This window comes from Rathayibacter sp. AY1F4 (genome assembly GCF_002931775.1).
GTDB lineage: Bacteria > Actinomycetota > Actinomycetes > Actinomycetales > Microbacteriaceae > Rathayibacter.
Window position 1 is genome coordinate 1 of record NZ_PSVE01000011.1, and the last position, 26,408, is coordinate 26,408.

Consider the following 26,408-nt stretch of genomic DNA (forward strand, 5'->3'; position numbering starts at 1 on the left):
GGGCGGGCGGGCTCAGCCGCGCGGAGGCTGGCGGTCGCCGGGCGGGCGGGCGGCCTGGCCGCGGCGCTCGGCGCGGTTCGCGAACTCCCGGGCCTGCTCGCGCTCGAAGTGCTGCGCCTGCTTCTGCTGGTCGTACTCGGTGTACGCGTCCACGATGCGGCCGACCAGGCTGTGGCGCACCACGTCCTCGCTGGTCAGGCGCGAGAAGTGGATGTCGTCGATGCCGTCGAGCACGCGCGTCACGAGGCGGAGTCCGCTCGCGCCGGTCGGCAGGTCGACCTGGGTGATGTCGCCGGTGACGACCATCTTGGAGCCGAAGCCGAGGCGGGTGAGGAACATCTTCATCTGCTCGGGCGTCGTGTTCTGCGCCTCGTCGAGCACGACGAACGAGTTGTTGAGCGTGCGCCCGCGCATGTAGGCGAGCGGCGCGACCTCGATCGTGCCGGCCGCGAGCAGCTTCGGGACGATCTCGGGGTCCATCATCTCGTTCAGCGCGTCGTAGAGCGGGCGCAGGTACGGGTCGATCTTGTCGGTGAGCGAGCCGGGCAGGTAGCCCAGCCGCTCCCCCGCCTCGACCGCCGGGCGGGTCAGGATGATCCGCTCGACCTCCTTGCGCTGCAGCGACTGCACGGCCTTCGCCATCGCCAGGTAGGTCTTGCCGGTTCCGGCCGGGCCGATGCCGAAGACGATGGTGTTCTGATCGACCGCGTCGACGTACTCGCGCTGCCCGAGCGTCTTGGGCCTCACGCTCCGTCCGCGCGCCGTGAGGATGGCCTGGCCGAACGCCTCGGCCGGGCTCACCGGCCCGCCGTTCTGCAGGATGCGGGCGGACTCGCGCACGCCCTCCGGGTCGAGATCGTGCCCGCTCGCGGTCATGCGCACCAGTTCTTCCACCAGGCGCGTCGCAGCGGCGACGGGCTCGCGCTCGCCGTCGAGCGTCACCTCGTTGCCGCGCACGTGCACCCGGACATCGGGGAATCGTCCTTCGACCGCTCGGATGAGGCGGTCCTGGGGTCCGAGGAGGCGCACCATCGCGACTCCGTCGACGGCGACGACGCGCCGCGTCGTCTCGGACGCGTCCGCGCCGGGGGCGGGACGCTCGTCGGGGCTCGCGCCCGTGTTCTCAACCGGTGGCAAGGGAGCCTTCCGTCTGGTGGCCGCCCAGGACGTGGGCGTGCACGTGGAACACGGTCTGGCCCGCCTCTTCGCCGGAGTTGAAGACGAGGCGGAACTGACCGTTGCTGTGGGCGTCGGCGAGCGACTGGGCGACCTGCACCATCTCGGCGAGCAGGGCGGGATCGGCGGCGGCGAGGGCGGCGACCGTGGCGTGCTCCTGGGTCTTCGGGAACACGAGGAGGTGGACGGGCGCCTTCGGCTCGATGTCCGTGATCGCGAGGATGCGCTCGTTCTCGAACACCACATCGGCCGGGATCTCGCCCTGGACGATGCGCGTGAAGACGGTGGGTTCGCTCATGCACCCATCTTAAACGGGGCCCGTGCGCGACGGGTGCCGCGTTCGCCCACGGCACCCTGCTCCGGCGCGCCGAGGAGGCTGTGGAGGAGCGTCACCAGCGGCCCAGGCGGGCCGAGAGGACGGCGATGGCAGCGGGACCTGCGGTCGAGGTGCGCAGGACGGAGTCGCCGAGTGCGACGGCCTCGGCGCCCGCCTCCGCGAGCAGCCGCAGCTCCTCCGGAGCGATGCCGCCCTCGGGCCCGACGACGAGCACCAGGTCGCGTCCGTCCGGGACCACCTGGGAGAGCCGCGCCTGCGCCGAGGGCTCGAGGACCAGCACGCGGGACGTCGCGGCGCGCGCGACGAGACCGCGCACCTGCTCGAGCGGCGCGACCTCGGGCACCCGGGGGCGCAGCGACTGCTTGCTCGCCTCGCGCACGATGGCCCGCCAGCGCTCGCGCCCCTTCTCCTCCTTCGGGCCCGACCACCGCGAGATCGACCGCGCGGCCTGCCACGGGACGACCTCGTCCACCCCGAGCTCGGTCGCCGCCTGCACGGCGAGCTCGTCGCGGTCGCCCTTCGCGAGGGCCTGGACGAGGACCAGGCGCGGGGACGGAACCGGGGACTCCTGCACCGACTCCACGACGAGCACCACTCGCGCCGGCTCCGCGCTCTCGACGACCGCGGTCGCGACGAGTCCGCGCCCGTCACCGACCCGGACGCTCTCGCCCGCGCGGATCCGGCTGACGGTCGCGGCGTGCCGTGCCTCCGCGCCGGTGAGCGCGAGCCGGCCCCCGACGACGAAGCCCTCGGAGTCCAGCGACTCGTCGATGTAGTGGTGCGCCACGGGCTCAGCCCAGGAAGCGGTCGCGGAGCTTCGAGAAGAGGCCCTGCTGGAAGTGGGTCAGCGCGGGCTTCTGCGGCTTGTAGTGCTTCGCGAGCTCCTGGACCAGCTCCCGCTCGCGGTGGCCCAGCTTCGTCGGGGTGACGACCTGGATGCCGATGCGGAGGTCGCCGCGTCCGCTGCCGCGGAGGCGCGTGACTCCGCGTCCCTTGATCGTGACGATCTCGGTGCTCTGCGTGCCCGGCTTGATCTCGATATCGATATCGCCGTCGAGCGCCTTGAGCGACGCCGTGGAGCCGAGGATCGCGTCGGTCATCTGCACCTCGAGGGTGCAGAGCAGGTCGTCGCCGTTGCGGCTGAAGACGTCGTGGTGCTTGACCTTGATCTCGAGGTACAGGTCGCCGTTGGGGCCGCCGGCCGGGCCGACCTCGCCGCTGCCGGGCATCTGCAGGCGCAGGCCCGTGTCGACTCCCGCGGGGACGTCGACGGGGATGGTGCGGCGGGCGCGGACGCGTCCCTGGCCCTGGCAGGTGGAGCAGGGGGTCGCGATGACGGTGCCGTAGCCGCGGCAGGTGCCGCAGGGGCTCGCCGTCATCACGTTGCCCAGGAGCGAGCGGACCGTGCGCTGGATCTGGCCGGAGCCGTGGCAGATGTCGCAGGTCACCGGCGAGGTGCCGGGCTGGCAGCACGAGCCCTGGCACGTCTCGCAGAGCACCGCCGTGTCGACCTCGAGGTCGCGGTGGGTGCCGAAGATGACCTCGTCGAGCGAGACCTCCACGCGCAGCAGCGCGTCCTGGCCGCGCTCGCGGCGGGAGCGCGGCCCGCGGGACGAGCCCTGCGCGCCCTGCCCGAAGAAGGTCTCGAAGATGTCGCCGAACCCGCCGAAGCCCTGGCCGCCGCCGCCGAAGCCCTCCTGGGGCCCGCGGTCGTACTGCGCCCGCTGCTGGGCGTCGCTCAGGACGTCGTAGGCGTGCGTGACGAGCTTGAAGCGCTCGGAGGCGTCCGCGCTCGGGTTGACGTCGGGGTGCAGCTCGCGGGCGAGTCGGCGGTACGCCTTCTTGATCTCGTCGGCGGAGGCGTCGCGGTCGACGCCCAGCACTTCGTAGTGATCGGCCACAGGTGGCTTCGTCCTTCGTTCGTGGGTCGGTGGGCCGGGCACGGCGCACCGGGGGGATCCGGCGGGGGGCCGGGAGGTCGGGCCTACTCCTCGCCGAGGAGGCGGGAGAGGTAGCGGGCGACGGCGCGCACCGCGGTGATGTTGCCGGAGTAGTCCATCCGGATCGGGCCGAGCACGCCCAGGCGCGAGACCTGGCCGCCCGCGGTGTTGTACCCGCTCGTGAGCACCGAGGTCTCCTGCAGCCCGAACGGCGCGTTCTCGCGGCCGATGCGCACCGAGATGCCCCGGGGGTCCGGGGTCATCTCGGCGAAGAGGCGCAGCAGCTCCACCTGCTCCTCGATCGCCTCGAGCACGGGGTAGATGCTGCCCGAGAAGTCCTCCTCGGTGCGGACGAGGTTGGCGGCGCCGGCCATGACCAGGCGGTCCTGCCGGTTGGCGCCGACCTGCTCGAGCAGGGTCTGCACGATCGGCGTCAGCACGTGGCGCCGCTCGGGGCTGAAGCGCTCCGCGACGGAGCCGAGCGTCTCGGCCGCCTGCTGGAGCCCGAGGCCCAGCACGGCCGTGTTGAGCTTCGCGCGGATCTCGCCCAGGAGCGCGTCGTCCACGTCCTCCGGGGTCTCGAGCACGCGCTGGTCGACCCGGCCGGTGTCGGTGATCAGCACCGACAGGAGGCGGCGGGGAGCGAGGGCGACGAGCTCCACGTGGCGCAGCCGCGCGGCTCCGAACGACGGGTACTGCACGAGCGCGACGCTGTTGGTGAGCTGCGAGAGCAGGCGGACGGTCTTGACCAGCACCTCGTCGAGGTCCGGGCTCTGCCCGAGGAACGTCTCGATCGCCTGGCGCTGCGCGGAGGTGAGCGGGCGCAGGTCGGCGAGCTGGTCGACGAAGAGGCGGTAGCCCTTGTCGGTCGGCACGCGTCCGGAGGACGTGTGCGGAGCCGCGATCAGCTCCTCCTCCTCCAGCTGGGCCATCTCGTTGCGGATGGTGGCGGCCGAGACGCCGAACGCGTGGCGCTCGACGATCGACTTGGAGCCCACCGGCTCCCGGTTCGCCACGTAGTCCTGCACGATCACGCGCAGGACCTGGAGACCGCGCTCCGTGACCATACGACCGACCTCCCGCCGGACTCCGAGTGCCCGCGGGCACGACCGTCTGCGGCGCTGACGCCGCGCGGAGCCTGGCACTCCGCAACTCTGAGTGCCAATCATAACCGGGAGGTGGACCGCCCGGCGGGGTTGCGCGGGGATCGGCCGGGGTGCACTCCTGCAGGGCCGCGGGGAGGAGCCCCGTCATCCCCGAGGAGGAGGTCCCGCGCGGCCCGGTGCGGAGGGAGTCGCCGCATGCCACGATGGACGCCGAGCGCACGGGGGACGCCCGTCGCCGCCGCCGGAACGGAGACCATCATGTCGGCCACCCCTCCCCCGCCCCCCGTCTACGGGACCCCGGCTCCGCCGCTGAACCCGGCGGACGAGAAGACCTGGGCGATCGTCACGCACGTGACCGGCATCTTCTTCAGCTTCCTGCCCTCGCTGATCGTCTTCCTGGTCTTCAAGGGGCGCGGACCGTTCCTCGAGGCGCACGCCAAGACGGCCCTCAACTTCCACCTGACGACGCTGATCGCCTACGTCGCCGGGACGATCCTGTCCTTCGTGCTCGTCGGCTTCATCGTGTTCCTGGTCGTGCCGATCCTGGTGATCGTCTTCGCGATCATCGCCTCGGTGCGCGCCAGCGCGGGCGAGTACTACACCTATCCGCTCAGTATCCCGTTCTTCAAGTAGCCGCGGAACCGGGGCGGCCGTGCGTCGGCCGCCCCGGGATCCGGCCTCAGCCGTCGGTGAGGCGGCGCACGACCGCGTCGGCCAGCAGACGGCCGCGCAGAGTCAGCACGATCCGGCCGCCGAGCGCCGCCCGGCCGTCGACGAGGCCGTCGGCGATGAGCCCCGCCACCTCGCTGCGCCGACCGGCGTCGATCGCGTCGATGGGCAGCCCGTCCGCCAGGCGCGAGCGCAGCAGCACGTCCTCCACCCGCCGCGTCCCCGCGTCGAGCGTCTCCCGCCCGGCAGCGGGCGAGGCCCCGGTGCTCAGCCGGTCGGCGTAGGCCGCCGGGTGCTTCACGTTCCACCAGCGCACGCCTCCGACGTGGCTGTGGGCGCCGGGACCGACGCCCCACCAGTCGTGGCCGAGCCAGTACGAGAGGTTGTGCCGGGAGCGGTGGGCGTCGTCGCGGGCCCAGTTGCTGACCTCGTACCAGGAGTACCCGGCAGCGGCCAGGCGCGCGTCGGCGAGCTCGTACATGTCGGCGGTGAGGTCGTCGTCCGGGGTCGCGACCTCGCCGCGGCGGATCTGCCGGGCGAGCTTCGTGCCGTCTTCCACGATCAGGGCGTAGGCCGAGAGGTGGTCCGGCCGGTTGGCGAGCGCGGAGTCGAGCGACCGCTCCCAGTCGGCCAGGGACTCCCCCGGCGTGCCGTAGATGAGGTCGAGGCTGACCTGCAGGCCGGCCTCCCTCGCCCACTCGACCACGAGCGGGACCCGCTCCGGGTCGTGGGTGCGCTCGAGCGTGGCGAGGACGTGCGGCACGGCCGACTGCATCCCGAAGCTGACGCGGGTGAAGCCCGCCTCGGCCAGCGCGCGGAGGTAGGCGGCGTCGACGGAGTCCGGATTCGCCTCGGTGGTGATCTCGGCGTCGGGCGCGACCCCGAAATGGGTGCGGAGGCCGTCCAGCATCCGCACCAGGTCGCCGGCGGACAGGAGGGTGGGCGTCCCGCCGCCGAAGAAGACCGTGCGGGCGGGGCGCCGGGGCAGGCCCGCGCGCTCGAGCACCTCGGCACCGAGAGCCATCTCGGTGATCGCCTCGTCGGCGTAGTCCTGCTGCTTCGCCCCGCGGAGCTCGGTCGCCGTGTAGGTGTTGAAGTCGCAGTACCCGCAGCGGACCCGGCAGAACGGCACGTGCACGTAGAGGCCGAGGTCGCGTTGCTCCACGCCGTCGACGACGGACGCGGGCAGTCCGCCGTCGAGCGGAGCAGGATCGGCGATCGGGAGGGCGCTCCCCACGTCAGCTGACGCGCGCCGGCAGCAGCGCGCGCAGGTACTTGGCGACCTGGCGCTTCTGCACGGCGCGCAGCACCGGCGCGCCCAGGCGGTAGAGGCGGGTGGAGGGTCGCGAGAAGACCCGGATGACGAGCCAGACCGAGTCGTCCGCGCGCTTCTCGACGACGAAGGACTCCTCGCCGCTCTCGGGGTGGCCCTCGAGGGTGCCGTAGGCGAAGCCGACCTGGTCGGGCTCGTCGACGACGTAGACCACGCGGACCGGGGCGTCGAAGGCGCGGCCGAGCAGGGTCACGCGGAGCACGGCGGTCACGCCGGCGGTGATGTAGGGGGTGCCGTCGGGAGCGAAGTGCTCCTCCGTCGGCCGGCTGACGAGGTCGATCGGGGTGCCGGAGGCGTCGAAGTTGACGCCGGTGTACTGCACGCCGCTGCCGCTGGTGATGTCGGTCACCTCGATGCCGCTGCCGCGCTGCACGCCCCAGGTCATCAGGGAGGCGGTGGTGATGGCGAAGCGCTCGTCGCCCGAGCCGAGACGGGCCTCGAAGCGCTCGGCCGTGAAGCCGTCCGGCGGGTACTCGAGCAGGTCGGGTGCCAGAGTGCCGCCGACGGCCGCGTAGGTGACCTGCGGCTGGCCCTCGAAGTTGGAGCGGCGGATGCTCACGTCCCGACCTTCTTCCCGGACTCCTCGAGCGCGGCGCGCGTCGAGTCCGCGCGCCGGGTGGTGCTGTCCATCCGACCCAGCGTATCCGACCGTCGGCGTCCCGAGCCGGGAACGACGGAGGGCCCTCCCCCGCCGGAGCGGGAGGAGGGCCCTCGTCGTGGTGCGGGTCGGGTCAGCTGCAGGGAGTCAGCTTCTGGACGGCCGGCGACAGGGTGCCGGTGCCGCCGAGGAGGACGACGCGCGTCGCTCCGCCGGCCTTGATGTCCTGCAGCACCTTGACCGGCACGCAGGTCGGGGGCACGGCGAAGAGGGGGCTCCCCGTGCGCCCGGCGGCCGCGGCTCCCGCCAGGGCGTCGGGGAAGTTCTCTCCGGTGGCCAGGAACACGGTCTTCGACCCGCGGGGGAAGGCCGCCCGGTTGAGCTGCTCCGAGGTGTCGTAGCGGTCGACCCCGCCGATGCGGGTGACGATCGGTCCGGCCGGCACCGTGAGGGAGTTCTGGATGCCGGCGCTGACCGACAGCTCGGATCCCGCGATGGTGAGCACCGGAGGCCGGAGCCGCGTCAGGATCCCGACAGTGGTCGGGTCGGCCGCCGGGAGGCCGCCGTTCACGAGGACGACGGGGGCGGAGTTCTTGCCCGCGGCGGCGGTGGCGCTGAGCGCGTCGGGGAACTTCTCGCCGGTCGCGAGCCAGGCCCCCTTCGGCGAGGTGCCGAAGGCGCTCTCGATGATCTTCCGCGACGTGTCGTAGCGGTCGGTGCCTCCGAGGCGGAAGACCCTCCCGTTCGCGTACTGGCCGAGGTCGGTGGCGAGAGCGTCGCTGACGCTGAGGTCGGAGCCGACGACGACGATCCGCTGGGGCTTGAGACGGGTGAGCTCGTCGCGCACGACCTGGCTCACCGAGTCGCGGTCGACCAGGAGGAGCGGGCCGCCCTGCTTCGCGGCGGCGGGACCGGCGCTGAGCGCGTCGGGGAAGTTCGCGCCGGTGGCGATGTAGACGACGGGGACGCCGGGGGTGTCGAAAGTCGCCTTCGAGATCTCGACGGCGGTGCCCTGGCGGTCGGTGCCCGCGAGGCGGACGACCTCCGGGCCGGTGCCCGGCGTCGGCGTCGGGGTGGTGGTCGACGGGACGACGCGCAGCGGCGCGCGCACGACGACACCGGTGCCGGAAGGCTGCTCCCCGCCGCGGCTGAGTCCCTTCACCTCGACCGACGGGGCGCCGAGCGGCGTCGTGTCGCTGAAGGTGAGGTAGCGGTCGAAGAACTCCTGGGTCGGGCGGATCGCGATGCCCCGTCCGCCCTCGACGACCGTGGGGGCGGCCTTCAGGCGGCCACCGTCCTCCGTTCCGACCGTGGCGCTGAGGCCCGCGAGGTCGAAGAAGCCGGGGACACCGGAGTCGAGGACGATGACGTCGCCCGCGCCGGCCTCGGTGACAGTGCCGCCGCCGGCCCAGAATTCGCCGCCGGCGCGCTCGGAGGAGGTGGACGTCGACAGGTCGAGGTCGGCCTCCGCGGATCCGCTCGCAGCAGTCACCTGGAGGGCGGCGGAGAGGGCGAGGACGAAGCCGGTCCGGTCGACGCCGGCCGGAGCGTACGCGTCGTCCGCCTCGTCCTCGCCGCCGTTCAGGAGGAGCGAGAGCGAGGCGCCGCCGAAGGAGCCGGCGGCGCGTCCGATCGGGATCTCGATCGAGTTGGTGGCGGTGTCGACGACGGATTCGCCGCTCTCGAGGTCCGTCGCGGTGCTCCCCAGCTGCCACGTCACGACCCGGTAGCCGGGGTGCGACCACTCGGTGAAGGTGTCGGGAGCGGTGGAGTCGGGCAGCTCGACGGTCAGCGTGGTCGCGTCTGCGGCCACCGGAAGCGGCACGTCGGTGCCGAACCGGGCGCTGTCCGACCAGGAGTAGGGCGCGGGCGCGACCGGGATCACCTTGTTCGCTGCCGAGGCCGGTCCCGCCGCCACCAGCGATCCCGCTGCGACGGCCGCGATGCTCGCGAGCGCCGCCCCCGTCCTGATCCAGCGCTTCCTCGTGCTCGTAGGCACCACGGACTACCACCCTTCGTCATGGTGGAGGACCGGTCGTCGACGCTGCAGCCCCCCGTGCGGATCGGTCTCGATCCACGGCCGCGTCCTGGCGTCCGAAAGCTATCGGTCCGCTGTGAGGCGCCGCAATCCCCGAGGACACGATGTCCCGGACGGGGGGTGCGTCACCCGTCCGGGAGGGGGGACGGGCGGCGGCGACGGGGCTCGCGCTACTTCTTGTCCTTGGTCTCGACGTCACCCGAGAGCGCGGCGATGAACGCCTCCTGGGGGACCTCGACGCGGCCGACCATCTTCATCCGCTTCTTGCCCTCCTTCTGCTTCTCGAGGAGCTTGCGCTTGCGGGTGATGTCGCCGCCGTAGCACTTGGCCAGGACGTCCTTGCGCATCGCGCTGATCGACTCGCGGGCGATGATCCGGGCGCCGATGGCGGCCTGGATCGGCACCTCGAACTGCTGCCGCGGGATCAGCTTGCGCAGGCGCCCCGTCATCAGCACGCCGTAGGCATAGGCCTTCTCCCGGTGCACGATCGCGCTGAACGCGTCGACCTGCTCGCCCTGCAGCAGGATGTCGACCTTCACGAGGTCGGCCTCCTGCGAGCCGGCGGGCTCGTAGTCGAGCGAGGCGTAGCCGGCGGTCTTGGACTTGAGGTTGTCGAAGAAGTCGAAGACGATCTCGCCGAGGGGCATGTGGTAGCGGATCTCGACCCGGTCCTCGCCCAGGTACTCCATGCCGATCAGGGTCCCGCGGCGGCTCTGGCAGAGCTCCATGATCGTGCCGACGTAGTCCTTCGGCGCGAGGATCGCGGCCTTGACGATCGGCTCCGTGACGGCGGCGATCTTCCCGACGGGGAACTCGCTCGGGTTCGTGACGGTGACGGTCTTCTTGTCCTCCGTCGAGACCTCGTAGATGACCGAGGGCGCCGTCGTGATGAGGTCGAGACCGAACTCGCGCTGCAGGCGCTCGGTGATGATCTCGAGGTGCAGGAGGCCGAGGAAGCCGCAGCGGAAGCCGAAGCCGAGCGCCACCGACGTCTCGGGCTCGTAGACGAGCGCCGCGTCCGAGAGCTTGAGCTTGTCGAGGGCCTCGCGCAGGTCCGGGTAGTCGCTGCCGTCGATCGGGTACAGGCCCGAGAAGACCATCGGGAGCGGCTCGGTGTAGCCGGGCAGCGCCTGCGTCGCGGGCTTGGACGCCGTGGTGACGGTGTCGCCGACCTTCGACTGGCGCACGTCCTTCACACCGGTGATCAGGTAGCCCACCTCGCCGACCGCGAGACCCTGCGTCGCGACGGGCTCGGGGCTCGACACGCCGATCTCGAGGATCTCGTGCGTGGCGCGGGTCGACATCATCTGGATCTTCTCGCGCGGCGAGAGCTTGCCGTCGATCATCCTGACGTAGGTGACGACCCCGCGGTAGGCGTCGTACACGGAGTCGAAGATCATGGCACGCGCAGGGGCGGAGGGGTCGCCGACGGGCGGCGGGATGAGCTCGGTGACGCGGTCGAGCAGCGCCTCGACGCCCATGCCGGTCTTGCCGGAGACGCGGAGGACGTCGTCCGGGTCGCCGCCGATCAGGCTCGCGAGCTCCTTCGCGTACTTCTCGGGATCCGCGGCCGGCAGGTCGATCTTGTTCAGGACAGGGATGATCGTGAGGTCGTTCTCGAGCGCGAGGTAGAGGTTCGCGAGCGTCTGGGCCTCGATGCCCTGCGCCGCGTCGACCAGGAGGATCGCGCCCTCGCAGGCCGCCAGCGAGCGGCTGACCTCGTAGGAGAAGTCGACGTGGCCCGGAGTGTCGATCATGTTCAGGGCGAACGTGCGCCCGTCGCGCTCCCACGGCATCCGCACGGCCTGCGACTTGATCGTGATGCCGCGCTCGCGCTCGATGTCCATGCGGTCGAGGTACTGCGCGCGCATCGCCCGGTCCTCGACGACACCCGTGATGCCGAGCATCCGGTCGGCGAGGGTGGACTTGCCGTGGTCGATGTGGGCGATGATGCAGAAGTTGCGGATGGACGCCGGATCGGTCGCGGCGGGCTCGAGCCCGGAGTGTGCACGTGGAGACATCGTGGGACCAGTGTCCCATGCCCGGCGGCGGAGGCCGGGACCGGCGGCTACAGATCGAGTCCGTAGGTGCGGGTGGGCTCGACGCCGGGCGGGTTCTCCCGCTCGCCGAGGCGGACGAAGCCCATGCTCTCGTAGAGGGCGTGCGCGGTGGTCATCAGCGTGCCGCTGTTCATCACGACCCGCTGGAGGCCCCGCTCGGCGGCGAGCATCACGACGAACTCGGTGAGCAGCCGCCCGAGACCCCGCCCACGTGCCTCCGGGGCGACGGCGAGCAGCCGCCAGTCCAGCTCGCCGGGGCGGCCGAGCTCGTAGAGGTTCGCGCCCGGGCGCGCGGTGGTGACCGTGGCGAGGATCCGCCCGTCGCCCTCGACGGCGACCCAGACCTCCCCCTCGACGTCGTGCCGGGCGACCGCGGCGACGTCGGCGGCGTACTCCTCCCCCAGCTCGTAGTCGTGGGCGTAGGCGGCGAGCCGCAGGCGCGAGACCTCGTCGTACTCCTGGGCCCGGACGCGCCGGACCAGCACCTCGGCGGCGCTCATCCGCGCACCGGGGCCGGGAGGGCGCGCAGCCCGTGCTCGAGCGCGGCGGGATCCGCGGCGAGGCAGACGCGGATCCAGCCCTCGCCGGTGCGGCCGAAGGCGCTGCCGGGCGCGACGGCGACGAGGGTCTCGAGGAGGAAGGACTCGACCCACGAGGCGACGTCCCCGCCGGTCGCGTGCGCCATGTCGATCCACAGGTAGAACGCGCCCTCGGGCTCGCGGTAGGCGATGCCCCGCTCGTCGAGCACGCCCGTCGCGAGCCGCAGGTTGGCGAGGTAGTGGTCGGAGGCGGCGGCCACCGCGTCCTGCGGCCCGGTCAGAGCGGCGAGAGCGGCGCGCTGGTCCGGAGTGGCGACGCAGCTGATCGCCGCCTCCTGCACCGTGACCATGATCGACGTGAAGCCGGGAGGCGTCACGAGGTAGCCGACGCGGACGCCGGTCATCGCGTAGGTCTTCGAGAAGGAGAAGACGCAGAGGACGCGGTCGGCGTCGTCCCCGCGCTCCTGCGCGATCGCCGCGAGGCTCACGTGCGGGCGCCCGTAGGTGAAGTACTCGTAGACCTCGTCGCTGAGCACCCACAGGTCGTGGCGCCGGGCGATGTCGAGCAGGCGCTCGAGGACCTCCCTCGGGAACACCACGCCGAGCGGGTTGGACGGGCTGTTGACGATCAGGACGCGGGTCCGGTCGGTGATCAGGCGCTCGACCTCCTCGGGATCGGGGAGGAAGGCGTTCTCGGCGCGCAGCGTGTACGGCACGGGCACAGCGCCGATGGTCCGCGCGTTGGTCGTGAAGACGGTGTAGCCCGGGTCGGGGATGAGCACCTCGTCGCCGGGCCCGAGCAGGAGCGTCATCGCCTGGTGCAGCGCCTGCGTGGCACCGACGGTCACCCAGACCTGCTCGACGTCCGCCTCGATGCCGTTGTCGCGCGCCAGCTTCTCCACGATGGCGCGCCGGAGCTCGGGGACTCCGCCGTTGGGCCCGTAGCGGGTGTCGTCGGCCGCCCACGCCGCCCGGGCCGCCTCGATGATGTGCGGCGCGGTCGGCACGTCGGGCTCGCCCACCGCGAGGAGGGTGACTCCGTCGAGCCGCAGCGCGATCTCGAACAGGTGGCGGATGCCCGAGGGCGGCACCGCGGAGAGGTGATCGGCGAGACGGGGCACCGGCGTCACGTTACCGGCGGGCCCGGACCGCGAGACGCCACGGCGGTCCGCCTCCCCCGGCGTGTCGCCCCGGCGGCCCCGACCCGGACGGCGCTGCACCCGCGGGCGCGGCGCGGTTGAAGGGTGACGACGGGTGCGCTAAAGTTCCTTGTTGGCTTGCGCTCCCCCTCCGGACACCCGGCAGGCGTGGAGTGATCAGAAGCCGGCGACCTCCAGTCGCACCGCAGGGCGTTCAGACGCCCGCGGAAGGGGCACTCCGTCGAGTAGCCGGCTGCACACACGCACATCCGAGAAGAAGGTAATCCACGTGGCAAACATCAAGTCGCAGATCAAGCGCAACCTCACCAACAAGAAGGCGAACGAGCGCAACAAGGCCGTCAAGAGCGAGCTGAAGACCGCCATCCGCTCGGTCCACACCGCCATCGCCGCCGGCGACACCGAGAAGGCCGGCACCGCCCTCGCCTTCGCCGCCAAGAAGCTCGACAAGGCCGCCAGCAAGGGCGTCATCCACAAGAACCAGGCCGCGAACCGCAAGTCGGCCATCGCGAAGCAGGTCGCCGCGCTGTAGTACTGCGCGAAGCTGCAACGACGAAGGGTCCGGCCTCTGGCCGGGCCCTTCGTCGTTGCAGCTTCGCGGTCGACGGGCTCCTCGTGCCTCGTCGCCCGTCGCGCGGTCGGCTTACAGGGGTGGTCGCGGTGGGAGGAGCGTCCTGCGTTCCGGGTACGACGATCCGCTGACACGCGGATCGCCGGTGACCCTGCGAGGGCATCGTCCGGCTCTCGATCGGCTGCGGCCCGGTCGGCTACCGCGGAGGGTCGCGAGGGGGAGGAGCGGAGAGCGTTTCGGGGTACGACGATCCGCTGACACGCGGATCGCCGGTGAGCCGTACCGTTCTCGACGGGCTCCTCGTTCCTCGTCGCCCGTCACGCGGTCGGCCTCCAGGGGTGGTCGCGGTGGGAGGAGCGGGTTCCGTTCCGGGTACGACGATCCGCTGACACGCGGATCGGCGGTGACCCGCACCGATCTCGACGGGCTCCTCGTGCCTCGTCGCCCGTCGCGCAGTCGACTTCCGCGCATGGTTGCGGTGGGAGGAGCGGGTTCCGTTCCGGGTACGACGATCCGCTGACACGCGGATCGCCGGTGACCCTGCGAGGTCGTCGTCCGACTCTTCGTCGGCCGCGGTGCGACCCTGCGAGGGGAGGTGATCCCTTCACTGCTGATCGAGCAGCCGCGGAGTGGCGTATGGAGACCCGCCGGGACGAGGTCGGTGTGGATCGCGGGAGCAGGGCCTTTCGGGCGGGTCAGAGGCCCCGGGCGGAGACGACGGAGACCATGCGCTCGAGGGCGTACACGGGGTCGCGGGTGGCGCCCTTCACGTTCGCGTCGGCGTCGGCGACCGTCAGGATCGCGGTGCCGAGGCCCTCGCCGGTCCAGCCCTGCAGATCGCGCCGGGCCCGGTCCACCTGCCACGGAGCGAGGCCCAGACGCGAGGCGACCTGGCCCGAGCCCTCGCGGGAGCCGGCGACCTTCGCCATGGTCCGCAGCTTGCTCGCGAATGCGGCGACGATCGGTACCGGGTCGGCACCGGAGGCGAGGGCGTGGCGGAGCCCGAGCAGCGCCTCGCCGTGACGGCCCGCGATCGCGGAGTCGGCGACGGTGAAGGCCGTGGTCTCGACGCGGCCGCCGTAGTACTTCGCGACGGTCGCCTCGGTGATCTCGCCGGTGACGTCGGACAGCAGCTGCTGGCACGCCGACGCGAGCTCGTCGAGGTCGTCGGAGAAGGCAGACACCAGGGCTCGGACGGCACCGGTGGTCGCCGTGCGGCCGGCGGTGCGGAACTCGGCGATCGCGAAGTCGACCTTGTCGCTCTCGCGCTTGAGCTCGGCGCAGACGATCTCGATGCCGCCGCCCGTGCCCGAGCGGATGGCGTCGAGGAGCTTCTTGCCCCGGTTGCCACCGCCGTGGCGGAGCACCAGGGTCGCCCCGTCCGCGGGCGCCGAGAGGTAGTCGAGGGTCTCGAGGAGGAACGCGTCCGTGCACTTCTCGACGTTCGAGACGCGGATGAGGCGGGGCTCGTCGAAGAGGGACGGGCTCGCGAGCGTCAGCAGCTCCCCCGGCGCGTAGCCGCCGGCGTCGATGTCGCTGACCTCGAGGCTCGGATCCTCGGCCCGGAGGAACTCGCGGAGGAAGCGCAGCGCGCGGTCGGCGAGGAACTGCTCCGGGCCGGTGATCAGCACGATCGGCGCCGGCCGGGTCTGGTTCCAGGCGAGCTGCGGGATAGCCGCCTTCGAGGGCGCTGCCTTCGCGCGCGCCGGGGCCCTGCCTGCCATGCCGTGTCCTTCCGTGCCGCGCCCGTCCGAGCGCCCTCCACCCTACGGCCCGCTCACGGCGCCCCGAGGCCGCCGCGGGAGCCGTCGCGCCGCTCACCCAGACCGCGATCCCGTCGCTGCGGGACGCGAGCACGACCGTACCCTCGACATCCGACCTCAGCGCCTCGACCCCGCGCTCGGCCAGCAGAGCGAGGAGCGACGGATTCGGATGTCCGTAGTCGTTCTCCGCCCCGACGGAGATCAGCCCGACGCTCGCGCCGAGCGCGTCGTAGAGGGCGGGCGACTGGTCGGCGGAGCCGTGATGCGCGACCTTGACGACGTCGACCCGGCCGACCGGCAGCCGGGAGACGCGTCCCTGCTCCTGCTCGCCGAGGTCGCCCAGGAGCGCGACGGAGAGCGGGCCGCCGCGGGCGTCCGGGCCGATGTCGACCCGGAGGGTCACGCTCGCCTCGTTGCCCCGCAGCGCGCTCCGCCGCTCCGGCCACTCGACCCGCCAGCGCAGCGAGCCGAGCGCGCCGCTGTCGCCGCGGACCGCCTCCTGCACGGCGACCCCGGCGCCGGTGAGCGCCGCCCGGTCGCGCTCGTCGTCGCGGCCCGCGGCGGGCCCGACGAGCGCGGCGTCGGTCCGTCCGAGGACGGCGTGGAGCCCGCCGACGTGGTCGAGGTCGTAGTGAGTGAGCACCAGCAGCGGGATCCGGTCCACTCCCATCAGGCGGAGGCAGGCCTCGAGCGGTGCGGGCTCGGGCCCCGTGTCGACGAGCAGCACGCCCGCGTCTCCGCGGAGGAGGACCGCGTCGCCCTGCCCGACGTCGCACATCGCGACACGCCAGTCCTCGGGAACCGAGGCGGCGCGGAGGAGCGGCGTGGCGACGGTGGTGCCGCCGGCGGCCGCGATCGCGCACGCCAGCCCGACGGCGGCGATCCGGCGCGCCCGCGCGAGCCGCGGCGACTGCGTGACCAGCACGAGACCGAGCAGGGTCAGCACGGTGAGCGCGAGCGCTCCTCCCACTCCGGGCCACCAGGCGATCCTCGGGGCGGGCCACGAGTCGACGGCGCGGGCGATCGAGGCGATCCACCAGGCGGGGACGGCGGCGAGCCGGATCGCCGCGTCGGCGGCTCCGGGCCACCAGGGAGCGAGCAGGCAGCCGATGAGCCCGAGCCCGGTCGCGGCGGGTGCCGCGGGCTCGGCGAGCAGGTTGGCGAGCACTCCGTACACCGGCACCGACGGGTCCACGAGCAGCAGCACGGGCTGGCAGGCGAGCTGCGCCGCGGTCGGCACCGCGAGCAGCAGGGCGAGAGGCCGGGGCAGCACTCGACCGAGAGCGCCCGCGATCGGCTCGGCGAGCAGCAGGAGTCCGGCGGTGGCGAGGACGGACAGCACGAAGCCGAGCCTCCCCGCGATCGAGGGGTCGGCGGCCACGAGGAGGACGACGGTCGCGAGCAGGGCGGGGACGGCCGCTCCGGAGCGCCGCCCGAGCCGCGCGAGGAGGACCACCGTCGCCATCACCGCGGCCCGCACCACGCTCGGCTCGGGGGTCACCAGCACCACGAAGCCGGCGAGCAGGGCGAGGGCGGCGACGGTCCGGAGGTGGCGCCCGGCACCGAGGAGCGCCGCGATCGTCCAGCCGGCGACCACCACCACGGCGCAGTTGGCGCCCGAGACGGCGGTCAGGTGGGTGAGCGACGCGGTGCGCATCGCCTCCTCGAGCCCCGCGTCGAGCGCGGACGTGTCGCCGGTCGCGAGGCCCGGCAGCAGCCCCGCCACGTCGCCGCCGACCAGCGCCGCGCGCTCGAGGAAACGCGAGCGCAGCACCTCCGCGACGGCCGCCGCTCCCCCGGGACCGCGCCGGTCCTCAACGGACGCCGCCCTCAGCATCGTCGCCTCGCCGACGGGCCCCTCCCGCACCGCGGCGCGCGCCTGCAGGTCGAGCTCGGCGCCCACCGGCAGCCGACCACCGGGATCGGCGAGCAGCACGCGGATGGGGGCCGCGGTCGACGCGTCTCCCACCCGCAGCGCCGTCGCGTCGAACCACACTCCCCCGGTCGCGAGCGGTCGGGCACCCGTGTCGACGCGCACGGTGACCGGGGTGAGGGCGCGATCCTCCTGGGCGTCCCGCAGCGACGCCGGGTGGTCACCGGGCGCCGCGGCGACCACGGAGGTGAGGGCGAGGGCGGCACCCGCGCCCGCGACGAGCACCGCTCCGACCAGCCGCCCGCCGAGGCCGCGCCGGAGCAGGACGCACACCGCCCCGAGGAGCACCCAGCCCGCGGCGCACCACGAGAGGCCCCCGTCGAGCACTGCCGCGACCGGCAGCATCCCGGCCGCCCACGCGGTGGTCCAGGCGGCCACCGCTGCCGGCAGGAGCCGCAGGTCCGCCGCCCGCACGCTCCTCACGGCGCGACCTGGTCGCGGAACGCGGCGAGCGTCTTCTCGCCGATCCCGGGGACCTCGAGCAGCTGGTCGACGGAGGAGAACGGGCCGTTCGCCTCCCGGTGGGCGACGATCTTCTTCGCGGTCGCCGGGCCGATCTCAGGCAGCTCCTCCAGCTGGGCCGCCGTCGCCGTGCTCAGGCTCAGCACGGATCCGGCGGCGGACGCCCCTCCCGGAGCGGATCCGCCCGGAGCCGCTCCCGCCGCGGCCGGCACCGCTCCCGCGGCCGGCACGACGATCTGCTCGCCGTCGACGAGCCTCCGGGCCAGGTTGACCGCCGCGCGCTCCGCCGACTCCTGGAACCCTCCGGCGGCGGCGACCGCGTCCGCCACCCGCGCCTCCGGCGACAGGACGTACAGCCCGGGAGAGGCGACCTCCCCGGCCACGTGCACGTACAGCGACTCGACCACCGCAGCAGCGGGCGCGCTCGTCGCCACGGCGGGCTCCAGGACCCGCTCACGACCGCTCGACCGCGCTCCCGCGAGCAGCACCGCGACCACCGCGGCGCCGATGACGAGCACGACCGCCGCTCCCACTCCCACGCGCCAGCGCGGGCGGGCGCGGCGGGGTCGCAGCAGCGCCGTCAGCTGCTCGTCGTCCGTCCCGCTGGTCTCTGGCATCCGCCGACGGTAGGACCCGCGTCACCGCCCCGCGCGGCCGCAGACCCCGATCCGGGGAGAGCCCGCCGGATCGCCTCCCTGTGGAGGAGAGGGCAGCACCGGCGCAGGACGCACGACGGGGCCCCTCCCAGGAGAGGAGGAGCCCCGTCGGGACGGATCGGCGGCTAGACCGCCTTCGTCACCAGGTTCACCAGGCGCGGCGCCCGCACGATCGCCTTCACGACCTCGCGGCCGACGAGAGCCCGGGCGACGCCAGCCGTGGCCCGCGCCTTCTCCTCGAGCTCGTCGGAGGAAATCTTCGGCGAGACCTCGAGCCGGTCGCGGACCTTGCCGTCGACCTGCAGGATCGCCGTGACCTTCTCCTCGACCAGCAGCGACGGGTCGGCCTTGCGCCACAGCGCGTGCGCGACGGTGCCCTCGTAGCCCAGGCGGTGCCACATGTCCTCGGCCGTGTACGGCGCGAACAGGTTGAGAGCCATCGCGACCACCTCGACCGCCTCGCGGACCGCGGGGTCCCCGGCCCCGGCGCCCGAGTCGACGACCTTGCGGGTCGCGTTGACGAGCTCCATCAGCCGCGCGACCACGACGTTGAACTTGAACGCCTCGATCAGCGACGGGGACTCCGCGAGGAAGCGGTGGGTCTGGCGGCGCAGAGCCGCGTCGCCCGACTTCCACTCGACGTCGGGCCTCGAGGTGACGTCCTTCGCCAGGCGCCAGGCGCGGGCGAGGAACTTCGCGCTGCCGCCGGGCGAGACGTCGGCCCAGTCGATGTCGTCCTCGGGCGGGCCGGCGAACGCCATCGTCAGGCGCACGGCGTCGACGCCGAACTCGTCCAGCTGGTCCGAGAGGCGGACGATGTTCCCCTTCGACTTCGACATCGCCGCGCCGTCCATCTGCACCATGCCCTGGTTCAGCAGCGCCGTGAACGGCTCCGTGAACGACACGTAGCCCAGGTCGAACAGCACCTTGGTGATGAAGCGCGCGTACAGCAGGTGCAGGATCGCGTGCGTCACGCCCCCGACGTACTGGTCGACGGGCGCCCACTTCTCGGCGAGCTTCGGATCGAAGGCCTGCGTGTCGTCCTTCGGCGAGAGGAAGCGGAGGAAGTACCACGAGGAGTCGACGAAGGTGTCCATCGTGTCCGGGTCGCGGCGCGCGGGCGAGCCGTCCACCGGGTGCGGCACGTTCACCCAGTCCTCCGCCGCTCCGAGCGGCGACGAGCCCTTCGGCTGCAGGTCGAGGCCGTCGGTGGAGGGCAGGACGACGGGCAGCTGGTCCTCGGGCACCGGCACGAGCTCGCCGTCGGCTCCGTGGATGATCGGGATGGGGGTGCCCCAGTAGCGCTGACGCGAGATCAGCCAGTCGCGCAGGCGGTAGTTCTTGGCCGAGCGGCCGCGGCCGCGCTCCTCGAGCATCCTGATGACGCGCTCGATGGCGGTGCGCTTGGAGAGCCCGTCGAACGGCCCGGAGTTGATCAGGCGGCCGTCGCCGGTCAGCGCCTCGCCGGTCGTGGCCGGGTCGAGCGAGTACTCCTTCTCGAGCGCGGCCAGCTCCTCCGGGTCCTCCGGGATGACCGGGATCGCCCCGGTGACGGAGGCGTTGGTGTCGACGACCACGCGCACGGGCAGGTCGAAGGCGCGGGCGAAGTCGAGGTCGCGCTGGTCGTGCGCCGGCACGGCCATGACGGCTCCGTGGCCGTAGTCGGAGAGGACGTAGTCGGCGGCCCAGATCGGCAGCCGCTCGCCGTTCACGGGGTTCACCGCGTAGCGGCCGAGGAACACGCCGGTCTTGGGGCGGTCAGCGGTCAGGCGCTCGATCTCGCTCGACTTCTGCACCGTCTCGAGGTAGCTGCGGAACGCGTCGCGGATCGCGGGCTCGGAGCCCTCGACCAGCTCGGAGGCGAGGTCGGAGTCGGGCGCGACGACCATGAAGGTCGCCCCGTAGAGCGTGTCGGGGCGCGTGGTGAAGACGGTGACGCGCTCGTCGCGGCCCTCGATCTCGAACTCGACGTCGGCGCCGATGGAGCGGCCGATCCAGTTGCGCTGCATGGCGATGACCTTCGACGGCCAGGAGCCCTCGAGCTGGTTCAGGTCGTCGAGCAGGCGGTCCGCGTAGTCGGTGATCTTGAAGTACCACTGCGTGAGCTTCTTCTTGACCACGACCGCGCCGGAGCGCTCGGAGGTGCCGTCCGCGAGGACCTGCTCGTTCGCCAGGACCGTCTGGTCCACCGGGTCCCAGTTGACCCAGCTGTCCTTGCGGTAGGCGAGGCCCTTCTCGTACATCTTGAGGAACAGCCACTGGTTCCACTTGTAGTACTCGGGGTCGGAGGTGTGCAGCACGCGGTCCCAGTCGAAGGACGCGGCGTAGCGCTTCATCGAGCGCTTCTGCTGCTCGATGTTGTCGTAGGTCCAGGTGACCGGGTTCAGCCCGCGCTTGATCGCGGCGTTCTCGGCGGGCAGGCCGAAGCTGTCCCAGCCGATCGGGTGGAGGACGTTGAAGCCCTGCTGGCGCCAGTAGCGAGCGATCACGTCACCGAGCGCGTACGCCTCGGCGTGGCCCATGTGCAGGTCGCCCGAGGGGTACGGGAACATGTCGAGCACGTACTTGCGGGGGCGCTTGTCGTCCGGGTCGTCCGTCGCGAACGGGCGCGTCTCCTCCCAGATCGGGAGCCACTTCTCCTGGAGCGCTCGGAAGTCGTAGCGCTCCTCGTCGCTCGCGCCGGTCTGCCGGGAGGTGTCTTCTGCCACAGGTGCTTCTCACTTCTGAAGGAGGGGGAGAACGCGCACGCGTGGGCGGCTGCGTTCGACCATCAACCCTACTGGCCCCGCGCGCACGGCAGACGAACGCGGCGCCCGCTCACTCCTCGGCGGCGCCCAGCACCGCGAGGAGCGCCCGCGCCTTCAGCCGCGTCTCCTCGACCTCCTCCTCCGGCACCGAGAGCGCGGTGATGCCGCCGCCGGTCCCCAGGCGGGCGCGCTCGCCGTCGAGCACGAGGGTGCGGATCGTCATCGCGAGGTCCAGCGAGCCGTCCGAGCCCAGGCGGCCGAAGGCGCCGGAGTAGACGCCGCGGGGACCGCCCTCCCACTCCCGCAGCAGCTCCACGGCCCGGCGCTTGGGCGCTCCCGTCATCGAGCCGGCCGGGAAGAGGGCTGCGATCAGCTCGGCGATCCCGACGCCGGGCGCCCGGCGGGCCGAGACCTCGCTGACCAGCTGGTGGACGTGCGGGTAGCTCTCCACCTCGAGCAGGCGGTCGACGACGACGGAGCCGGGGGCGGCGATCCGGGCGAGGTCGTTGCGGACGAGGTCCACGATCATCACGTTCTCGGCCCGCTCCTTCACGCTCGACACGAGCTCGTCCCGGAGCGCGCGGTCCTCGTCGGCGTCCCGGCCCCGGGGGCGCGTGCCCTTGATGGGATGCGTGGCGACGCGTCCATCGGCCCCGCCGGTGAGGAACCGCTCGGGCGAGGCGCTGACGAGCGCGAGCGGGCCGAGGCGGATCAGCCCGCCGTGATGGCTCGGGCTGGAGCGGCGGAGGCGACGATACGCCTCGACCGGATCGAACCGGCCCTCGACGACGATCTCGTCGGTGAGGCAGAGCTGGTAGGCGTCCCCCGCGCGGATGGCCTCCTGGCAGCGGCCGATCAGCGCCGTGTACTCGGCGGCGGAGTGGCGGCGGACCGGGTCGCCGGCGGGCTCGGGACTCGCGGGGTCCGCGGGTGCGGGCGCGCCGACGAGCTCGAGCAGGCGCGCGGTGAGCTCCTGCACGTCTCCCGTGGCGACCAGGCGGACGGTCCGAGTGCCGTGGTCGAACTCGAGCACGGGGTCGCCCCGGAGCAGGGCGAGGGCCGGCGGATCCGCGGGGCCGGTCGGCGCCGAGGGCAGGGAGACGGAGGCGGCTCCCGCCTCGTAGGAGATCCAGCCGTAGCGGCCGAGCGCGCGGTCGCCCGCGGGGGCCTCGTCGTCGACCGCGGCGAGCGCCGCCGCCACGTCGCCGCCGGCCTCGACGAGGAGCACGTCCTCGCGGGCGCACGCCCCGAGGTAGGAGCGGCCGCTCGCCGCTCCGAGGCCCGAGTCGAGCCAGAACGACGTCTCGGCCGAGGCGAACAGGGCGTGGTGCGCGAGCTCCGGATCGACCCAGGGCAGCTCGATCGAGCGGACGTGCCGATCCTCCGAGACCACTGGGCTAGCGTAGGCGGTCGTGGACGGCGAGCAGGTTCGGGAGTGGGACGGGCGGGCCCTGACGAGCGTTCCCGAGCCGCCCGGCACCTTCCTGGACGCGGCCGACTCCTGGCTGGTGGACGAGGGACGCGTCCGCGGGCTCGACCTGCACCGCGAGCGGTTCGCCGCCTCCGTCGCTTCGGCGGGCGGGCACCCGGACGTCGAGCCGTTCCTCCACGCCGCGATCGCCGCCCTGCCCCGCGAGGGCCGCTCCTTCCCCCGCGTCGAGCTCTCGGGAGGCGCCCTGCGGCTCCGGCTGCGATCCGCCCCGCCGACGACCCGCTCCGTGGTGCTGTGGACGAGCCCCGTGGATCCGCGCCGGACACCGTCCTGGAAGGGGCCGGACATCGCACGTCTCGCCCTCCTGCGGACGCGCGCGCACGCCGCGGGAGCGGACGAGGCCGTGCTGCTCGACGCCGAGGGCGCCGTCATCGACGGAGCGAGCAGCGCGATCCTGTGGTGGCTGGGCGACGCGCTGGTCGTCCCTCCGGCGACGAGCACCCGCGTGCGCAGCGTGACGGCCCGCACGGTCTCTGTGCTCGCCGGCGCGCTCGGTGTGGACGTGATCGAGGCCCCGGCCGAGCCGGCGTCGCTGGAAGGCCGTGAGGTCTGGACGGCCAACGCCCTGCACGGTCTCCGGCTGGCGACCGCCTGGGTGGACGGACCGGCGCTCGCCGCGGAGCCGGGCCGCCTGGACGCCTGGCGGAAGCGGCTGGACGCTCTCAGGCGGCCCCTCCCGGCGCTCTGACCCGCGGAGGACCTCAGCTCCCGCGCGTCCCCCAGACGGAGGGCCCCCGTTCCGGTCGCACTCGTGCGTCCGCCGTGCGAGCATCGAGTACCCCCTCTCCCGGCCCCCGCCGGCCACTCGAGAAAGTCCTGCGATGACGCGTTCCCCCTCCCCCCGCCCCCTCGCCTCCGGGCTGATCGCGCTCGTCGCGACCGGTGCCCTGCTCTTCGGCGCGACCCCGGCCCTCGCCGCGGAGAACCCGCAGAAGCCCCTGTCCTCCTCCGAGGAGGCGCCGACCGGCCTCGCTCCCGCGAGCGAGTCGCCCGAGGCCGCCCAGCAGACCGCCCGCGCGGCCGTCAGCTACTACAACGCCCTCGTCGGCGGCGAGGAGCTGGCCGCCGGACAGCGGATCGTCTCGGGCACGAACGGCTACTCGTTCCGGATGCAGACCGACGGCAACGCCGTGGTCTACGACCCGCAGGGCCGCCCCACCTTCGCCACGAACACCCAGGGCCGCGGCGACCACCTGGTCATGCAGACCGACGGCAACATGGTCGTCTACTCCGCCAAGGGCGGCCCCGTGTGGAGCACGAACACGATCAACGAGGCGGGCGCCTCGGTGATCATGCAGCCCGACGGCAACCTCGTCGTCTACCGCGAGAACGGCTCGCCCGCCTGGGCGAGCAGCGTCCGCCGCGTCATCGCCGAGCCGGTGACCGACACGCTGTTCACGGAGCAGACCCTCCGCCCCGTCCACCAGCTCACCTCCGCCGACGGCCGCTTCAGCGCCGTCATGCAGAACGACGGCAACTTCGTCGGCTACGGCCCCCAGGGCGCCGTCTGGGGCACCGGCACCGGCGGCTCCGGCAACCGCATCACCATGCAGAAGGACGGCAACGCCGTCATCTACGGCTCCGACGGCTCCGTCAAGTGGTTCTCGGGCACGCGCGGAAAGGACCTCCGCCTGGGCATCAACAACGCCGGCTCGCTGATCATCGTGAACCCGTCCGACGACGTGATCTGGACCAGCCAGGCCGCCTTCCCCTCGACCACGCTCTACGCGGCGAACTCGCTCGAGGCGGGCAGCTTCCTCCGCTCCGCGAACGGCGTCTACCGAGCGGTGATGCAGGCGGACGGCAACTTCGTCGTCTACGGCAAGAACGGCCCGATCTGGGCGTCGAAGACCACCCGCGCAGGCGGCTTCTTCGCCCTCGACACCAGCGGCCAGATCGCCGTGGGCACCGAGACGACGAGCGGATGGTCGGTCGTCCCGCCCGCCGCGTCGGTCGGCCCCTACAAGCTCGTCATGCAGGACGACGGCAACCTCGTCGAGTACGACAGCCGCCGCGCGGTCTGGGCCAGCCGCGGCTGACGCCCCTCCGCCACGACGCCCCCTGGTCCCCGGACCGGGGGGCGTCGTCGTCTCCCCCGCCGTGGGACGATTCCCCCGACCCCGCCGCCCTCCCCGACAGGACACCTGCGATGACGCATCTCCCCTCCGGCCGCTCCCTGACCGCCTCCCTCGCGGCGCTCGCCGCCACGAGCGCGCTCCTGCTGGGCTCGCTGCCCGCCGCCGCGGTCGAGGCCCCGCCCTCGGCGTCCTCCGCCGTCGCCTCCGCCGCGGTCCTCCGTGCCGGCGAGCAGCTCGCGCGCGGCGAGCGCCTGGTGTCCCCCGACGGCGCCTCCTCCCTCGTGATGCAGACCGACGGCAACGCCGTGGTCTACGCCGCCGGCGGCCGTCCCACCTGGGCCTCGGGCACGCAGGGGCGCGGCGACAGCCTGCGGATGCAGGACGACGGCAACCTCGTCGTGTACGCCGCGGACGGGCGCCCGGTCTGGGCGAGCGGCACGGTGGCCGACCCGGGCGGCGAGCTGCGGATGCAGGACGACGGCAATCTCGTGATCTACCGCCGCAGCGGCTCGGCCGCCTGGGCCAGCAGCATCGGCGGCCGGATCGACGAGCCGCGCACCGACACCCTCCGCCGCGGCAGCTCCCTCTACGCGGGGAACCGGCTCGCCACCCAGGGAGGCACCACGGCGGTGATGCAGGCGGACGGCAACCTCGTCGTCTACGGACAGGGCGGGGCTCTCTGGGCGAGCGGCACCCGCGGCCGGGGCAACGTCCTCCGGATGCAGGAAGACGGGAACGCCGTGGTCTACACCGCGGACGGCGCGCCCCTGTGGGCCTCGGACACGTCCGGCGAGCCGGGCGCCACGATGGTCCTCCGCGAGGGCGATCTCCGGATCGCGGACGACTCCGGCGTCCTCTGGAGCAGTGCCGCGCTCGTCGTGCGCGACTCGCTCTCCCCGAGCGGCCTGGTCGTCGCGGGCACGCGGCTGACCTCGGCGAGCGGGCAGTGGCGGGCGGAGATGCAGCGCGACGGCAACTTCGTCGTCTACGGGCCGAACGGCGCGGACTGGGCGACGAACACCTCCTCCGCCTCCGGTGCCGCCTTCTCGATGAGCTCCGAGGGCCGGCTCGACGTGGCCGACTCCCGGATCCTCTGGCTGCGGTTCCCGAGGATCTCCTTCGGCATCGGCCAGAGCGGCGTCGTCGCGCCCTACCGCCTCGTACTGCAGAACGACGGCCGCCTCGTCGAGTACGACGGCATCGGACGGGCCGTCTGGGCCAGCCGGGGCTGACGCGCGACGCATGATGGAGGGGTGAGCGACCCCGGCGACTTCATCCGCTCGGCCCTGGAGTACGAGGGCGACGTCTGGCGCGCGCAGGACGTGCGCGAGCGCCTGGGATCAGGGCTCGACTCGACAGGCGCCTCGGTCGGGGCGGTCCGCGGCACCGTCCGCGACGCGCTGAGGAAGTTCCGCTCGCTCGAGCACGACGACGTGACCGCCCTCTCCTCCGAGCTGTGGGAGCCGGCGGTGTTCGAGCCGCGGCTGGCGGCCGTCGTGCTGCTGCAGTCCCGAGCCGAGTGGCTGCGCGGCTCCGACCTCACCCGGCTCGAGGGCTTCGTCCGCGACTCCCGCGTGGACGAGCTGAGCGACCCGCTGGCCCGCGACGTCGTCGCTCCGCTCCTGGCAGGGCTGCGCGGTGCGGCGCGGACCCGGGCGGACGCGGTCCTCGTCCGCTGGGGGGCGGAGGGCGGGCGCCTGGCGCGCGCGGCCGCCCTGGCGCGGGCCTCGGTCCCGACGGAGCACGGCTGAAC

At 73.1% G+C, this 26,408-nt stretch carries 21 protein-coding genes and 1 pseudogene; 6 read left to right on the forward strand and 16 right to left on the reverse strand.

The window, feature by feature from the left end; translation table 11 throughout:
• Nucleotides 1–12 precede the first annotated feature (12 nt).
• The 5 genes from C5C59_RS08515 to hrcA all read right to left on the reverse strand — a co-directional run bounded on the left by C5C59_RS08515 (nt 13) and on the right by hrcA (nt 4,520).
• Nucleotides 13–1,032 carry a PhoH family protein gene (locus C5C59_RS08515; protein ID WP_104225204.1) on the reverse strand — a complete coding sequence of 340 codons (1,020 nt, stop codon included), beginning with the start codon at nt 1,030–1,032 and terminating at the stop codon, nt 13–15.
• Nucleotides 1,033–1,123: 91 nt separating this feature from the next.
• Complete coding sequence (locus tag C5C59_RS08520) at nt 1,124–1,474, reverse strand: HIT domain-containing protein (protein WP_104225201.1); 351 nt, start codon at nt 1,472–1,474, stop codon at nt 1,124–1,126.
• Between the two features lie 91 nt (nt 1,475–1,565).
• Nucleotides 1,566–2,300, reverse strand: coding sequence for a 16S rRNA (uracil(1498)-N(3))-methyltransferase (locus tag C5C59_RS08525; RefSeq protein WP_104239705.1), 735 nt, complete (start codon nt 2,298–2,300; stop codon nt 1,566–1,568).
• A gap of 4 nt (nt 2,301–2,304) precedes the next feature.
• On the reverse strand, nt 2,305–3,414 hold the full coding sequence (dnaJ, locus tag C5C59_RS08530; protein WP_104251259.1) for a molecular chaperone DnaJ: 1,110 nt from the start codon (nt 3,412–3,414) through the stop codon (nt 2,305–2,307).
• Nucleotides 3,415–3,497: 83 nt separating this feature from the next.
• Nucleotides 3,498–4,520 carry a heat-inducible transcriptional repressor HrcA gene (hrcA, locus tag C5C59_RS08535; protein WP_104223131.1) on the reverse strand — a complete coding sequence of 341 codons (1,023 nt, stop codon included), beginning with the start codon at nt 4,518–4,520 and terminating at the stop codon, nt 3,498–3,500.
• A 297-nt stretch (nt 4,521–4,817) separates the two neighbouring features.
• Here hrcA and C5C59_RS08540 point away from each other — a divergent pair, with 297 nt between their 5' ends.
• On the forward strand, nt 4,818–5,192 hold the full coding sequence (locus C5C59_RS08540) for a DUF4870 domain-containing protein (protein ID WP_104223130.1): 375 nt from the start codon (nt 4,818–4,820) through the stop codon (nt 5,190–5,192).
• A gap of 46 nt (nt 5,193–5,238) precedes the next feature.
• Here the strand turns inward: C5C59_RS08540 and hemW are convergent, their stop codons facing one another.
• The 6 genes from hemW to C5C59_RS08570 all read right to left on the reverse strand — a co-directional run bounded on the left by hemW (nt 5,239) and on the right by C5C59_RS08570 (nt 12,917).
• Nucleotides 5,239–6,465 carry a radical SAM family heme chaperone HemW gene (gene hemW / locus C5C59_RS08545; RefSeq protein ID WP_104239302.1) on the reverse strand — a complete coding sequence of 409 codons (1,227 nt, stop codon included), beginning with the start codon at nt 6,463–6,465 and terminating at the stop codon, nt 5,239–5,241.
• Between the two features lies 1 nt (nt 6,466).
• A complete protein-coding gene (locus tag C5C59_RS08550; protein ID WP_258062668.1) occupies nt 6,467–7,120 on the reverse strand; it encodes a DUF1990 family protein in 654 nt (217 codons plus the stop codon).
• Between the two features lie 172 nt (nt 7,121–7,292).
• Nucleotides 7,293–9,161 (reverse strand): cell wall-binding repeat-containing protein, encoded by a 1,869-nt coding sequence (locus C5C59_RS08555; RefSeq protein WP_104239303.1) that lies wholly within the window; start codon nt 9,159–9,161, stop codon nt 7,293–7,295.
• Nucleotides 9,162–9,367: 206 nt separating this feature from the next.
• Nucleotides 9,368–11,218 (reverse strand): translation elongation factor 4, encoded by a 1,851-nt coding sequence (gene lepA / locus C5C59_RS08560; protein WP_104223127.1) that lies wholly within the window; start codon nt 11,216–11,218, stop codon nt 9,368–9,370.
• Between the two features lie 47 nt (nt 11,219–11,265).
• Nucleotides 11,266–11,757 carry a GNAT family N-acetyltransferase gene (locus C5C59_RS08565; protein ID WP_104223126.1) on the reverse strand — a complete coding sequence of 164 codons (492 nt, stop codon included), beginning with the start codon at nt 11,755–11,757 and terminating at the stop codon, nt 11,266–11,268.
• On the reverse strand, nt 11,754–12,917 hold the full coding sequence (locus tag C5C59_RS08570; protein ID WP_104239304.1) for a pyridoxal phosphate-dependent aminotransferase: 1,164 nt from the start codon (nt 12,915–12,917) through the stop codon (nt 11,754–11,756). Before C5C59_RS08570 ends, C5C59_RS08565 begins: the two co-directional genes overlap by 4 nt.
• 307 nt (nt 12,918–13,224) lie before the next feature.
• Between C5C59_RS08570 and rpsT the strand changes: the two genes are divergently transcribed.
• A complete protein-coding gene (gene rpsT, locus C5C59_RS08575; RefSeq protein WP_097165711.1) occupies nt 13,225–13,485 on the forward strand; it encodes a 30S ribosomal protein S20 in 261 nt (86 codons plus the stop codon).
• Between the two features lie 734 nt (nt 13,486–14,219).
• Here rpsT and holA read toward each other — a convergent pair.
• From holA to pabB, 5 genes and pseudogenes are all read right to left on the reverse strand, one after another.
• Complete coding sequence (gene holA, locus C5C59_RS08580) at nt 14,220–15,248, reverse strand: DNA polymerase III subunit delta (RefSeq protein WP_104225645.1); 1,029 nt, start codon at nt 15,246–15,248, stop codon at nt 14,220–14,222.
• Between the two features lie 568 nt (nt 15,249–15,816).
• Nucleotides 15,817–17,565 (reverse strand): annotated as a pseudogene (locus tag C5C59_RS17765) (ComEC/Rec2 family competence protein); the annotation flags it as partial.
• A 74-nt stretch (nt 17,566–17,639) separates the two neighbouring features.
• Entirely contained in the window at nt 17,640–18,299 is a 660-nt protein-coding gene (locus C5C59_RS08595; RefSeq protein ID WP_104239305.1) for a ComEA family DNA-binding protein, read from the reverse strand.
• Between the two features lie 164 nt (nt 18,300–18,463).
• Nucleotides 18,464–21,046, reverse strand: coding sequence for a leucine--tRNA ligase (gene leuS, locus C5C59_RS08600; protein ID WP_104239306.1), 2,583 nt, complete (start codon nt 21,044–21,046; stop codon nt 18,464–18,466).
• A 109-nt stretch (nt 21,047–21,155) separates the two neighbouring features.
• Nucleotides 21,156–22,478 (reverse strand): aminodeoxychorismate synthase component I, encoded by a 1,323-nt coding sequence (gene pabB / locus C5C59_RS08605; protein ID WP_104239307.1) that lies wholly within the window; start codon nt 22,476–22,478, stop codon nt 21,156–21,158.
• Between the two features lie 19 nt (nt 22,479–22,497).
• Between pabB and C5C59_RS08610 the strand changes: the two genes are divergently transcribed.
• From C5C59_RS08610 to C5C59_RS08625, 4 genes are all read left to right on the forward strand, one after another.
• Nucleotides 22,498–23,265 (forward strand): aminotransferase class IV, encoded by a 768-nt coding sequence (locus C5C59_RS08610; RefSeq protein WP_104239308.1) that lies wholly within the window; start codon nt 22,498–22,500, stop codon nt 23,263–23,265.
• A 133-nt stretch (nt 23,266–23,398) separates the two neighbouring features.
• Nucleotides 23,399–24,616: a hypothetical protein gene (locus C5C59_RS08615; RefSeq protein ID WP_104251260.1), complete on the forward strand. Its 1,218-nt coding sequence runs from the start codon at nt 23,399–23,401 to the stop codon at nt 24,614–24,616.
• A 110-nt stretch (nt 24,617–24,726) separates the two neighbouring features.
• Nucleotides 24,727–25,887, forward strand: a complete 1,161-nt coding sequence (locus tag C5C59_RS08620; protein WP_181134864.1) for a hypothetical protein — start codon at nt 24,727–24,729, stop codon at nt 25,885–25,887.
• Between the two features lie 21 nt (nt 25,888–25,908).
• A complete protein-coding gene (locus C5C59_RS08625) occupies nt 25,909–26,406 on the forward strand; it encodes a DNA alkylation repair protein (RefSeq protein ID WP_104237920.1) in 498 nt (165 codons plus the stop codon).
• Nucleotides 26,407–26,408 lie beyond the last annotated feature (2 nt).

Coding starts and splice junctions, on each gene's coding strand:
- C5C59_RS08595 (WP_104239305.1), bottom strand. CDS start 18,299: ATGCCAGAGACCAGCGGGACGGACGACGAGCAGCTGACGGCGCTGCTG.
- C5C59_RS08565 (WP_104223126.1), bottom strand. CDS start 11,757: ATGAGCGCCGCCGAGGTGCTGGTCCGGCGCGTCCGGGCCCAGGAGTAC.
- C5C59_RS08620 (WP_181134864.1), top strand. CDS start 24,727: ATGACGCATCTCCCCTCCGGCCGCTCCCTGACCGCCTCCCTCGCGGCG.
- C5C59_RS08615 (WP_104251260.1), top strand. CDS start 23,399: ATGACGCGTTCCCCCTCCCCCCGCCCCCTCGCCTCCGGGCTGATCGCG.
- lepA (WP_104223127.1), bottom strand. CDS start 11,218: ATGTCTCCACGTGCACACTCCGGGCTCGAGCCCGCCGCGACCGATCCG.
- holA (WP_104225645.1), bottom strand. CDS start 15,248: ATGGCAGGCAGGGCCCCGGCGCGCGCGAAGGCAGCGCCCTCGAAGGCG.
- C5C59_RS08515 (WP_104225204.1), bottom strand. CDS start 1,032: ATGGTGCGCCTCCTCGGACCCCAGGACCGCCTCATCCGAGCGGTCGAA.
- C5C59_RS08520 (WP_104225201.1), bottom strand. CDS start 1,474: ATGAGCGAACCCACCGTCTTCACGCGCATCGTCCAGGGCGAGATCCCG.
- C5C59_RS08540 (WP_104223130.1), top strand. CDS start 4,818: ATGTCGGCCACCCCTCCCCCGCCCCCCGTCTACGGGACCCCGGCTCCG.
- hrcA (WP_104223131.1), bottom strand. CDS start 4,520: ATGGTCACGGAGCGCGGTCTCCAGGTCCTGCGCGTGATCGTGCAGGAC.